Below are 12,130 nucleotides of genomic sequence, written 5' to 3'. Positions count from 1 at the left end.
GGTGTCTCCCGCGGACATGTTTTCGCTCCATGAAGATGGTTTGGGCACCGCCTAGTCGAAAGACAAACCATCATAAATTAATCATCTAAAATTTGATTTATGAAAAGCCAATCAATTAATGATTTGTTATTATTCGAGCTAAAGTATGGCGATAATTTAAACCAAACATCATAAAAGCTTATCAATTATGAGTAAAGAATTTATGGTAACACTTTGTAAATACGCAGAATTAATGTATTTCACATAAAGAACACATCAATTAATGAATGGTAATATGATTTGTAACTCTTCAGATGTTTTATATCAGTACACTAGGTTCAACAGCCTATACTTATACTCTATTGTGGATCATTTACGATAAAGTCTTCGCTCTATAGTTACATGAAAATAATTTCACAAGTCAATTTAAAGTATAACAAGCAGGTATTCTAACTAAAGAAAATCTCACTTTTATCCTGCCTCACCAACAATCTCAGCGTATATTAAATTATATACACCCTTTATTTTACCCATAAAAAACGCCCCAACGAGGAGCGTCTTTCAATTTAACAATGCAATCAAACACTGTGTTTCTTAAAATCTCTTGGGCGGAAGCCTAATGCAAATAACGCAACAAAATAGCTGCCTGCACCAATAATCACCACAAATATTAAGCGTAATAAACGCATAGCCATGTTGCCCTGCTGCCACTCAGGCATAAAGTGTAATACCCCAAACAACACCGCAGTCATTACTATCAGTGCAGCGATCAATTTGAAAATAAAACCACGCCAGCCTGCTAATGGCTTAAAAATCTCTTGCTTACGTAGCTGCCAATAAAGCACACCCGCATTAAAACAAGCCGCTAAACCAATTGAAAGTGCCAAACCTGCATGCTTCATTGGTCCAATAAACGCTAAGTTCATTAACTGCGTTAGAATTAATGTCACAATCGCAATTTTAACGGGAGTACGGATATTCTGTCGTGAATAGAAACCAGGTGCTAAAATTTTCACTAAAATCATGCCTGTAAGGCCAACGCAATACGCCATCAATGCATATTGTGTCATCAGTGAATCATGAGCAGTAAATTTATCATATTGGAACAGTGAGACCGTTAGTGCTTCAGAGAGAATGGCTAAGCCAATGGCACAAGGCAGTGCTAGCAATAAACATAAGCGCAGCCCCCAATCCATTAAATGACGATACTCTTGATGGTTACCACTGGTAAAGCTTTTTGATAATGAAGGCAACAAGATAGTACCGAGTGCAACACCAAGTACCCCTGAAGGTAACTCCATTAATCTGTCTGCGTAATACATCCATGAAACTGAACCTGATTGAAGGAAAGAGGCAAAAATAGTATTGATGATCAGTGAAATTTGACTCACAGATACCCCAATGATCGCAGGTCCCATCATTTTCATCACTCGCCAGACACCACTATCACGGAAAGAGAGCCGAGGCAGCACTAACATACCAATTTTTTTCAAATGTGGCAGTTGATAAACTAATTGTAAAACACCCCCCACAATCACAGCCCAAGCCAACGACATGACGGGTGGATCGAAATAAGGTGCTGCAAATGCAGCAAAGAAAATCATACTGACATTTAATAGTGTCGGAGCGAATGCAGGCACCGAAAAGCGGTTCCACGTATTCAAGATCGCCCCTGCGAGTGAGGCTAGTGATATCAAGAAGATATAAGGAAAGGTTACTCGCAGTAAGTCAGTGGTTAAGGCAAATTTATCTGCATCGGTGGTAAAACCAGGGGCAGTCACATAGATCACCCATGGCGCTGCGATCATACCAATAACAGTCACAATCGCTAAGGCAAGAGTTAGCATTCCTGAAATATAAGCGACAAAGGTACGGGTTGCCTCGTCGCCTTGTTGGTTCTTGTATTCCGCCAATATCGGAACAAAAGCTTGAGAGAACGCCCCTTCGGCAAAAATGCGTCGTAATAAATTAGGGAGTTTAAATGCGACAAAAAAAGCATCTGCCGCTGCGCCAGCGCCAAAAACTCGAGCAATGATAGCATCACGGATAAACCCAAGTACCCGTGACATCATGGTCATGGAACTTATCGCAGCTAACGATTTTAATAAATTCATGATTGGTAGACTAAAAGAAAACAATCGCGTCAGTTTAACAGCGTGGAGCATCACTGACTACGATTGAATGTAAAAATCGGCTTTTACCTATTACGGTTTGAGTTGTTTCCAGTGCTCATAAGTGAGAGCGGTTAACACGTGATCACGCCATTGCCCATCAATTTGTAAATATTGTTTCGCGTAACCTTCACGCTCAAAACCAAGACGAGTCAGTAAACTACCGCTACGCATGTTATGTGGCATATAATTTGCCATAATGCGGTGCATACTTTGATGTTGCTGCATATAACGGATAGATTGTACTAAAGCTTCATACATCAACCCTTGCCCCTGCCACTTTTCACCTAATGAGTAACCTAAATAGCAGGCGTGAAAAGCACCTCGTAGTACATTGCTGAAATTGGCTACTCCCATAACTTCATTTTCTTGGCTGTCTAATAATAAAAAATGAAAGGCATTACCTTGACGATGTAATTCAGACATCAATTGCAAACGGTTATTCCAACTGGATGGATTAAAATGTGAGCTATCTCGGGTTGGCTCCCAAGGCTTCAAAAAGTCTTTATTTTCGCTGTAGTAATCGGCTAATCGATAACCATCGCGCTCATATGCCAACCTTACAACCATTCTTTCTGTCACAAGACGTACTTTAGGTTCATTTGATCGATAACCAAACATCGTTAACCCTTATAAAATTAAAATAACCAAAGACTGCGCAACGATAAAAATAAATCATCCAAAATAGGCGGGCATTACGATAAAAAAATATCATCTTCCCTTCTATATTCTACTGATATTATTGACGAGAAACATTAAGAATCCTTCCTTGTTTGTTATTTTTTACAATGGTGTGTCATGGCGCAGGTGTCGCAGGCGAGAAGCCTAGGTAAATATTTTTTACTCCTAGATAACATGTTAGTCGTTCTAGGTTTTTTCGTCGTATTTCCATTAATTTCGATTCGTTTTGTTGACCAACTCGGTTGGGCTGCCGTTATTGTTGGTTTTGCATTAGGGATCCGACAACTCGTGCAACAAGGGCTTGGTATCTTTGGCGGTGCTATCGCCGACCGTTTTGGTGCTAAGCCGATGATTGTTATTGGCATGCTATTACGCGCTAGCGGGTTTGCTTTAATGGCCGTGGCATACGATCCGTGGGTGTTATGGTTATCATGTGTACTCTCTGCGTTAGGCGGCACTTTATTTGATCCACCAAGAACCGCTTTAGTGATAAAGCTAACTCGACCTTATGAGCGTGGTCGTTTTTACTCACTGCTTTTAATGCAAGACAGCGCAGGTGCTGTCATTGGCGCACTGATTGGCAGTTGGTTACTGCAATATGATTTCCACTATGTGTGCTGGGCAGGTGCTTTTGTGTTTGTTATCGCTGCAATATGCAATGCTTGGTTATTACCGGCCTACCGTATCTCAACGGTTAGAACACCAATAAAAGAAGGTATGGGGCGAGTCTTGAAAGATAAGCGCTTCGTTACCTATGTTGTCACCCTTGCTGGCTATTTTATGTTGTCAGTCCAAGTAATGCTAATGTTCCCTATTGTTGTTAATGAACTAGCAGGCACGCCTACCGCGGTAAAATGGATGTATGCTATCGAAGCTGCCATCTCATTGACACTACTTTACCCTATTGCACGTTGGAGTGAAAAATATTTTCGCCTTGAGCAGCGTTTAATGGCAGGGTTGTTTTTAATGAGTTTAAGCATGTTCCCTATTGGTATGACAAGTTCCTTACATGTGTTATTTGGTTTAATTTGTCTGTTCTATTTAGGTACAGTAACAGCTGACCCTGCAAGAGAGACGCTCAGTGCCTCATTAGCTGATCCGCGTGCTCGCGGTAGCTATATGGGTTTTAGCCGATTAGGGCTTGCTTTAGGTGGCGCAGTTGGCTACACCGGCGGTGGTTGGATGTACGATATTGGTCACCAATGGAATATGCCACAATTACCTTGGTTTTTATTGGGTATTATTGGTTTTATTACCCTATGGGCATTACATAAACAATTCAATCGTAAGAAGATTGAATCCGCCATGTTAAGTGGTTAAACACAACACATTTGCTACGCAATCACCAATTAAATTAACTCGTTTCCAACTGAAATCCCCCCGTAACCACAATTATAGGATAATATAAGAGGGTTACGGTAAAAGGAGCATTTATGAAACAATTTATATTGGCAGCAATGATTGGCTGTTTGACTTTACTTGCAGGTTGTAGCCAACTGACTGAATTTTCTATTAGCGAAGGAACCATTAATAATTACCTCGCGACTAAGGTTAAATACAACCATAACGTGGGTATTTCTGGCATTGCAGACGCTGACATCCAATTAGCTAATTTAAAATCAGAAATTGGCCGCACTGAGCCGGGTATGATTGTGCTGACGGGTGAAGCCACCGTCAATTTGGATACTCTACTGGGTAAAACTGCAGCTAAAATTGAACTGACCTTGACAGCTCGCCCCTATTTTGATGTACAGGCAGGTGCTATTTACTTGAAAGAGCTCAATATTAGCCAATATAAAGTGATCCCTGAAAACATGGACACCGCTATCTCAGCAGTGATCCCGTACCTCAATAGCTCACTAGCAACTTTCTTTGAAACGCAGCCTGTTTATGTATTGAACCCTGACAACAGTGCTATTGAAGCCACCGCTAAAAAATTAGCAAAAGGCATAGAAGTGAAACCGGGTAAGATAATTATTCCGTTAGTTGACTAACAACCATAAATTTTTTCGATTGATAAAAGCACAAAAGGCAACGGATTTAACACGTTGCCTTTTGTATTTATACGTTATAACACGATGACCATCAAAAACTTTTACGTGAGCAAACGTGACACTGTCACTCAGTCTCTAGTTCATCTCTTAGTGCGATAACCGCATCTCGAGTTATTTGTGCCAATGTACGATAAAACGCACTAGTGGCATGAGCTTCCATTTTACCCAAAAATGCACCGTACCAGCTCAAAATAAAGCTATCAAATAACTCTATTTGTGCTGCTGTTTCATCTTCCGCCGCTTGATCCTCAAGCCAAGACGCCGCCAGTAGCAATGCACCAAAAGCATCTGTTCTTGCATCTGTTAACGTCATTCCACGTTCAACTAAGAACTCACGGATCTCAGCCTCTGCAATTTCAGCATCATAGTCATTAGCAAAGACTGAAACCGCTGGTGTTTCCCCTGCAAATAGAGCTTGATAGTCTGACACGATGGCTTTCATTTCAACTGACTTTGCCATACGAGCCCATAACTCATCTTGTTCTAATGGCCATGATGTCTTTAACTTGTCTTGAGCGATCATCTCAAGCAACGGCTTTACCAGACTATCATCAGGGGAACGCTGAAACAGTGTTCCCAAGATACGGCAAACAATTGAAAATTCGTTCATATATAATCCCTGTTGTGCAATACGCGATAACTTGCCAACATTATATTAGTAACCACGCCCCATATCTACTATCCCAAGGGGTTGTTGCCCACTTTCAATACGCTTAATATTATTACTGATCATATCCATCGCCTCTTGAGGCAATGTGATCGCGGCAATATGTGGTGTGATAGCAACACGCGGGTGAGTCCAGAACGGATGCATTTGCGGTAAAGGTTCACTCGCGAATACATCTAGAGATGCTCCTGCCACTTGACCTGATTCAAGTGCAACTAACAAGTCTTGTTCGATTAAATGAGAGCCTCGAGCAAGGTTAATAATATAAGCCTTTTGTTGCAATTGGCTAAACAGTGATTGGTTTAAGATACCAACGGTTTGTGGTGTACTAGGTAATAAATTGATGATGACGCGAGTACCATGCAAGAAATCATTTAGCTGTTCCTGCCCATGGTAGCTGATCACTTTATCAATGTGTTTTTCGCTTCGGCTCCACGTTCTTACATGAAATCCGAAATCAACTAATCTTTCAGCAACGGCTTGACCCAATGCCCCCGCCCCCATGACACCAACCACAAAATCTTCATGACGATTAGCTGGCAATGGTTTCCATTGGCGTTGTGATTGAAATTGTCGATACTCATCCATATGGCGAAAGTAATAAAGTACCTTTGCCATGGCATATTCTTCCATTTGTAATGCCATACCTGTGTCTTCTAAGCGCATCAAGGGTACGCCTGCTGGTAAAGTACCTGGATTTTCCTGCTCTTGTTTTAAGATCGCATCAACCCCCGCCCCAAGTGCAAAAATCCCTTTCAAGTCTTTTCGACCCGCTAAGCATTCATAAGGAGGCAACCAGACCATGGCATAATCCGCACTTTGATTATCACCTTTTACCCATTGGCGTATATTAGCTTGTGGAAGCCGAGCTTGCATGCCCTCTATCCACTCGTTAGCATCAAAAAATGGATGATAAAATAGAATATTCATGACAACTCCTTTTATGTTTACAACAGAGTGTGCTGAAAATGTCTTATTTTCAAGCGAATAGAGTGATAGGCAGTCGTTCAGATTGATATTTTGTTAAGCGGTTAACGAATTTTAGAATAAGAGCTTGAAGTTTAAATCAACCATCGAACAATAACGTAAGATTAGTTAATAACCAAACTGCCTTATATTTAGCTAAATAGACAATAAAAACAGTAAAAAGAATAAATAGGGAGTTGACGCAAGCCGAGCTTTTCCCTATAGTAGCGCCCCGTTGCAGGACGAGTTATATTTTTCCTGCAACGAGAAATTAAAAATACGGTGAGGTGTCCGAGAGGCTGAAGGAGCACGCCTGGAAAGTGTGTATACGGCAACGTATCGAGGGTTCGAATCCCTCCCTCACCGCCATTTTTAATCAATTTAACCCCTTCTTGATTATTTCTGTTCTACCGTCAATTCACCTTCTATTTTTTCCAATCTGGTTTGCTGCTGATATTCTCGACTAATTTCTTCCCATAATTCTGCATTCTCAACTCCAGCGACTTTAGGGTCAAACACAGGATCAATCCCTAATTTTTCTTGTCGTTCATAGTCACGTAATGCTCTCAATGCAGGTTTAGATAAGAAGACAATCGCAATTAAGTTAAGATAACTCATACTACCAAAGCCGATATCCCCTAACCCCCACATGATGCTTACAGATTGAACGCTTCCCATAAAGATAATGGCTAAGAAAACTATCTTTAGTACTAGTTTTAAAACAGGATATTTAAGTTTACGATCCAAATAGACAATGGTTGTTTCAGCGATGTAGTAGTAAGCCATTAACGTGGTAAAAGCGAACAAGAAAACGGCTATTGAAACAAACCCAGAGCCTGCGGATTCGAACACTGTTGATACCGCCATCTGTGTCCATGCGGTTCCTGCGGCGACACCCGGAACATGCTCAACTAATGCAGTGGCTCCACCATCAGGGAAAACGTTATACATATTAGTAACTAGGATCATCAGTCCTGAGGCAGTACAAACCACTACCGTATCAATATAGATTGAAAATGCTTGTATTAACCCTTGCTTTGCAGGATGACTGACTTCCGCGGCAGCAGAGCTGAATGTCGCCTCACCAGCTCCTGCCACATTAGAGAATACCGCTCTACGTACGCCCCAAGAAACTGCAGTACCCACAATACCACCAAATACTGCATCCATCCCTAATGCACTACGGAAAATCAGTCCAAACATAGCGGGAACTTTCTCATAGTGGCTGCCTAATATAATCACCATCATAATAATATAAGCAACTGCCATTAGCGGCACCACTTTATCAGCAGCGCTGGCAATCCTTTTCACACCACCAAAAATCAGCCAAGCCATTAACACTGTCACGATCACACCAGTTACCATCGGTGGAAGATTAAATGACGTTTGGAATGAATCAGCAATAGTATTGGCTTGGATCCCTGGAACTAATACACCGTATGATAAGCAAATCACTGCCGCCACAAAAATGGCAAATGGTTTGAGTTTTAAGCCTTTTTCTATGTAGTAAGGAGAGCCACCACGATATTGCCCATCAGAACGTTGCTTATATATTTGAGCCAGTGTTGATTCAATAAATGCACTCGCTCCACCTAATAAACCCATCACGACCATCCAAAAGATGGCTCCTGGCCCACCAGCAGCAATGGCCGTCGCCACACCTGCAATGTTGCCCACACCAACACGACCAGATAATGCGAGGCAAAAGGCTTGGAAGGATGAGATCCCTTCTTTTGACGCTTTATTTTCTTTCAGTAAACAAACCATTTTGATTAAATAGCGAAACTGCACACCGCGTGTAGCCAATGTAAAGTACAAACCAACACCTAGTGATAAAATCACTAAGGCATTACCCCAAATGTATCCAACGAGCGTATTCACGATGGCTTCCATATGAGTACTCCTTCGTTATTGTAATTGTCTGTTTGTAGGGTAAAAAAAACCTGAACTAAATAAGTTCAGGTTAATCGAGTAATTAATGATTAATAATCCAAATCACTTTTGTCTGTGTATACTGTTCGAAGGCTTCTAGCCCATTATCTTTACCACCAAACCCAGACTGCTTGAATCCTCCAAATGGTGTGGTGATATTGCCTTCACTAAACCCATTTACGGAAACTGTACCCGCATTAATTTGACGAGCCACTTTCATAACACGATGAATATTTTGACTATAGAAAGAAGCCGCTAGGCCATAATGAGTCTCATTAGCTAATGCAATAGCCTCTTCATCAGTAGAGAATGTCGACACCGCAAGTAAAGGACCAAAAACCTCATTCTTAAACAGTGACATCTTAGGAGTCACATTATCGAAAATGGTCGGCTCGATATACCAACCACTCCCTAATTCACTGTGAATTTTGCCACCAGAGACAATTTTTGCGCCTTCTTTAACAGAGAGTTCAATAAATGATTTCACTTTTTCAAAATGCGCTTTTTCAACCATTGGACCAATCGAAACTGACTCGTCCATTGGATTACCTACTTTCCAACTTTTACTGGCTGTAATTAATTTGTTTAATAATGATTGGCGAATACTTTCATGAACGATAAGGCGTGATCCACAACTACAATTCTCACTCATATTCCAAAATGCCGCTGCCATAATATGCGGAACTGCGGCATCAAGATCTGCATCGGCAAATACCACTTGTGGACTTTTACCACCGCACTCTAATACGATCTCTTTTAAATTACTTTCCGCGGAATACTTGAGGAATAAGCGACCAACTTCGGTCGAGCCGGTAAATGACACAATATCAATGTCCGCATGACGGCCGATCGCTTCCCCTACTTTTTCACCTAAACCACAAACTAAACTGAGCGCCCCTTTCGGCACTCCAGCCTCATAGGCTAACTCAACCATACGATAAGCACTCAGAGAAGTTAATTCAGCGGGTTTCACTATCACTGAATTACCTGCTGCTAAGGCTGGCGCGACCTTCCAAGCAAACATTTGTGCAGGGAAATTCCATGGTAGTACCGCACCGACCACACCAATAGGTTCATGCACAATCAACCCCAGCTCTTGTTGACCCGTTGGTGCAACTTTTCCAAACATTTTGTCTAACGCTTCGGCATACCAATAGAATGTTTCAACCGTCGCTGGCATATCTGTATTTAAACATTCCGTAATCGGCTTACCTGCATCAACACAATCTAACGCGGCAAGTTCTTCACTATGATGTTCAATTAAACCAGCCCAACGCAACATCACTTGTTTACGTTCCTGCGGTGATAAACTTTGCCAGCAACCTGATATAAATGTGCTTCTTGCTACCGCAACCGCGGCGTCAACATCAGCAGCTTGCCCATCAGCAATATAGCCAATCAAACTATCATCAATCGGGGTCCGATTTTCGAGTTTTGTGCCGCTGTCTTGATAATTTTCGATTAAACTACCCGCCCAAAGCTGGCTGGCTTTGGCACGTTCAAATACTTGTTCTTTAGTTATTTTCATCATTTCCCTCATCATTTGATCAAGGCAAGAAAATCACGTTGCTGCTGTGATGATATATTTGATAATGGCATTCTGACTGGACCGACATCGACGGTTCCTTTAATACAACCAGCCTTAGCTTTTTGGTTATAATCACCTGATTCCATGGAATAAATGGCTGGGTAGATTTGTGACATGATTTGCTTAGCTTTGACCCAATCACCTTGTTGAGCAGCATTAAAAATCGCCACTTGTTCAGCAGGAAATACGTTACCAGCTCCTGCAATCCAACTTTTGGCTCCCCAAAAGAAAAAATCGACGGGTTGGTCATCACAACCGCAAATCACCTCAAAATTATCAAACTGCGTTTGTAGTAAACGTAAAGCGCGACTAAAGTCACCGCTACTTTCTTTGATCGCAACAATATTTTTCACCTTCGACAGATGCACAACGGTGTCATATTCGATTTCGATACCAATACGTGCAGGGAAGTTATACATAATGATTGGCAACGTTGTCGCCGCAGCCACGGTTTCGTAGTGAGCGATAACACCTTGCTGATCAGGTAGGCTGTAAGGTGGAGGTGATAACATTAAGCCTTCATAACCTAATGATTTGGCCTGCTCAGCGCGTTTGATAGCGCCTTGAGTTGATAAATCATTGATACCCGCTATTAAAGTCACTCGACCTTTAGCGATTTTACTGACTGTCGTTAACACGGTTTCACGTTCAGCTTCACTTAACGCGTAATACTCTCCTGTCGTACCGCATACCACTAAACCTGAAACCCCTTTTTCAATTAGAGTTTCAGTTAATTGAGCAAGGCCACTCACATTTAATGAAGAATCACTGTGAAATGGTGTAACAATAGGAACGACGATGCCATGAAAATTCATATTAAATCTCCTTAAAAATCTTAAATAAAGCGCTCAATCGAATAGGGAGAACAATCGATAGGTGTCGATTGCCCTTGAAACAAACGTTGGACAATCTTTGCCGTCACTGCCGCTTGGGTCAGCCCCAAATGTTGATGACCAAAAGCAAAGATATAAGGACCTTTTTTATCAATAACGGGTAAAGAATCTGCGAGTGTTGGGCGAAATCCCATCCATTCTGTAGATTGATGATTATTCAGTGGTTCATTTAACATTGGGTTAGCAAGCGGTAAAAAATAGCGAGCACGCTGCATATTCGCAGCTCGTTTCAAACCTGCATATTCGACAGTACCTGCAAGGCGCAACCCACGATTCATTGGCGTCATGATAAAACGCCTATCGATACTTGATACAGGCACATTCAATCTGCCTATTTCATTTGGCAGCATTAAGTGATAACCACGTTCAGTTTCAAGCGGCACACGAATACGGCTGATCATATTAACTAATGATTTAGAAAATGCGCCGCCTGCAATGACGATCTGCTTTGCGACGATTTGGCCTTGTGATGTGGTTAACACCACTTTGTCATTGCTGGGTGCCTTGATTGCAGTGACTTCGCACTCGGTAACCAACTCACCACCTAAACGCAAAAAATGATCAACAAGTTTGGTATGCAACTGTTTGAGATCGACGACATGCCCTGTATCAGGGTAAAAAAGCCCACCTAATTGGTTATGTGCTAATGCAGGTTCCCGCTCAAGTAATTGTGATTGTGTTAACAACTGGTTGTTCACACCAATTGAATTGAGGTACTCACCATGTTTGCGTAATTTTTCCAACGACGGTGCTTTTTCCGCCACAAGTAGTGAGCCTTGGATCTTCACTAAATCAGTTAATTGCCATTGCTCACTGAATGACTGCCATGCCTCTAAAGAAATACCATTAATCGCAGATAAGGCATGATGAATACGCGTAAATGGTTTATGTCGCATGTTACCAAGCAGACGCAATAACCACGGTGTTAATGGCAGCAAATAGCGCCAATCCAGACGTAACGCTCCTAGTGGATCAAATAACATTCCTGGGATAGATTTTAAAATCGAGGGGTCGGCAACAGGGAAAACTTGTTCTGTCGCAATGTGCCCTGCATTACCAAATGATGCTCCTGTACCAATCTGATCTTTTTCCACCAACAAGACATCTGTGCCATCAGCTAGCAATGTCACTGCAATACTGATCCCAATAATGCCGCCACCAATGACAACCACAGAATGTTTTCTTTCCATGTTATGCCC

At 41.7% G+C, this 12,130-nt stretch carries 10 protein-coding genes and 1 tRNA gene; 3 read left to right on the top strand and 8 right to left on the bottom strand.

Going from position 1 to position 12,130, the window contains the following annotated elements; all coding sequences use genetic code 11:
* Positions 1–557: 557 nt before the first annotated feature.
* Together murJ and rimJ are read right to left on the bottom strand one after the other, a co-directional pair.
* Complete coding sequence (murJ, locus tag AC3Z9T_RS20925; RefSeq protein WP_490128009.1) at positions 558–2,093, bottom strand: murein biosynthesis integral membrane protein MurJ; 1,536 nt, start codon at positions 2,091–2,093, stop codon at positions 558–560.
* A gap of 90 nt (positions 2,094–2,183) precedes the next feature.
* Positions 2,184–2,771 (bottom strand): ribosomal protein S5-alanine N-acetyltransferase, encoded by a 588-nt coding sequence (rimJ, locus tag AC3Z9T_RS20920; RefSeq protein WP_490128008.1) that lies wholly within the window; start codon positions 2,769–2,771, stop codon positions 2,184–2,186.
* 177 nt (positions 2,772–2,948) lie between these two features.
* Between rimJ and mdtH the strand changes: the two genes are divergently transcribed.
* On the top strand, positions 2,949–4,151 hold the full coding sequence (gene mdtH, locus AC3Z9T_RS20915; RefSeq protein ID WP_490128007.1) for a multidrug efflux MFS transporter MdtH: 1,203 nt from the start codon (positions 2,949–2,951) through the stop codon (positions 4,149–4,151).
* Between the two features lie 113 nt (positions 4,152–4,264).
* Entirely contained in the window at positions 4,265–4,825 is a 561-nt protein-coding gene (locus AC3Z9T_RS20910) for a lipoprotein (RefSeq protein ID WP_490128006.1), read from the top strand.
* 124 nt (positions 4,826–4,949) lie between these two features.
* Here AC3Z9T_RS20910 and AC3Z9T_RS20905 read toward each other — a convergent pair whose 3' ends face one another.
* Together AC3Z9T_RS20905 and ghrA are read right to left on the bottom strand one after the other, a co-directional pair.
* On the bottom strand, positions 4,950–5,495 hold the full coding sequence (locus AC3Z9T_RS20905; protein WP_490128005.1) for a TorD/DmsD family molecular chaperone: 546 nt from the start codon (positions 5,493–5,495) through the stop codon (positions 4,950–4,952).
* Between the two features lie 45 nt (positions 5,496–5,540).
* Positions 5,541–6,482, bottom strand: a complete 942-nt coding sequence (gene ghrA, locus AC3Z9T_RS20900; RefSeq protein ID WP_490128004.1) for a glyoxylate/hydroxypyruvate reductase GhrA — start codon at positions 6,480–6,482, stop codon at positions 5,541–5,543.
* 317 nt (positions 6,483–6,799) lie between these two features.
* On the opposite strand from ghrA, the gene AC3Z9T_RS20895 reads away from it, so the two are divergent.
* Positions 6,800–6,887 (top strand) — tRNA-Ser (locus AC3Z9T_RS20895).
* A 27-nt stretch (positions 6,888–6,914) separates the two neighbouring features.
* Here the strand turns inward: AC3Z9T_RS20895 and AC3Z9T_RS20890 are convergent.
* From AC3Z9T_RS20890 to AC3Z9T_RS20875, 4 genes are all read right to left on the bottom strand, one after another.
* On the bottom strand, positions 6,915–8,411 hold the full coding sequence (locus AC3Z9T_RS20890) for an alanine/glycine:cation symporter family protein (RefSeq protein WP_490128003.1): 1,497 nt from the start codon (positions 8,409–8,411) through the stop codon (positions 6,915–6,917).
* Positions 8,412–8,493: 82 nt separating this feature from the next.
* Entirely contained in the window at positions 8,494–9,978 is a 1,485-nt protein-coding gene (locus AC3Z9T_RS20885) for an aldehyde dehydrogenase (protein WP_490128010.1), read from the bottom strand.
* A gap of 11 nt (positions 9,979–9,989) precedes the next feature.
* A complete protein-coding gene (gene dapA, locus AC3Z9T_RS20880; RefSeq protein ID WP_490128002.1) occupies positions 9,990–10,853 on the bottom strand; it encodes a 4-hydroxy-tetrahydrodipicolinate synthase in 864 nt (287 codons plus the stop codon).
* A gap of 20 nt (positions 10,854–10,873) precedes the next feature.
* Positions 10,874–12,121, bottom strand: coding sequence for an NAD(P)/FAD-dependent oxidoreductase (locus AC3Z9T_RS20875; protein ID WP_490128001.1), 1,248 nt, complete (start codon positions 12,119–12,121; stop codon positions 10,874–10,876).
* Between the last annotated feature and the right edge of the window lie 9 nt (positions 12,122–12,130).

It is taken from the genome of Providencia sp. 6390 (assembly GCF_058148425.1).
Note: the sequence above shows the minus strand (reverse complement) of the source record. Positions and strands in the feature narration are given on the sequence as shown.

What these genes read in the sequence shown, in the direction of transcription:
- dapA (WP_490128002.1), bottom strand. Translation starts at nt 10,853, where the DNA reads ATGAATTTTCATGGCATCGTCGTTCCTATTGTTACACCATTTCACAGT.
- AC3Z9T_RS20875 (WP_490128001.1), bottom strand. Translation starts at nt 12,121, where the DNA reads ATGGAAAGAAAACATTCTGTGGTTGTCATTGGTGGCGGCATTATTGGG.
- AC3Z9T_RS20910 (WP_490128006.1), top strand. Translation starts at nt 4,265, where the DNA reads ATGAAACAATTTATATTGGCAGCAATGATTGGCTGTTTGACTTTACTT.
- AC3Z9T_RS20885 (WP_490128010.1), bottom strand. Translation starts at nt 9,978, where the DNA reads ATGAAAATAACTAAAGAACAAGTATTTGAACGTGCCAAAGCCAGCCAG.
- rimJ (WP_490128008.1), bottom strand. Translation starts at nt 2,771, where the DNA reads ATGTTTGGTTATCGATCAAATGAACCTAAAGTACGTCTTGTGACAGAA.
- ghrA (WP_490128004.1), bottom strand. Translation starts at nt 6,482, where the DNA reads ATGAATATTCTATTTTATCATCCATTTTTTGATGCTAACGAGTGGATA.
- AC3Z9T_RS20905 (WP_490128005.1), bottom strand. Translation starts at nt 5,495, where the DNA reads ATGAACGAATTTTCAATTGTTTGCCGTATCTTGGGAACACTGTTTCAG.
- AC3Z9T_RS20890 (WP_490128003.1), bottom strand. Translation starts at nt 8,411, where the DNA reads ATGGAAGCCATCGTGAATACGCTCGTTGGATACATTTGGGGTAATGCC.
- mdtH (WP_490128007.1), top strand. Translation starts at nt 2,949, where the DNA reads ATGGCGCAGGTGTCGCAGGCGAGAAGCCTAGGTAAATATTTTTTACTC.
- murJ (WP_490128009.1), bottom strand. Translation starts at nt 2,093, where the DNA reads ATGAATTTATTAAAATCGTTAGCTGCGATAAGTTCCATGACCATGATG.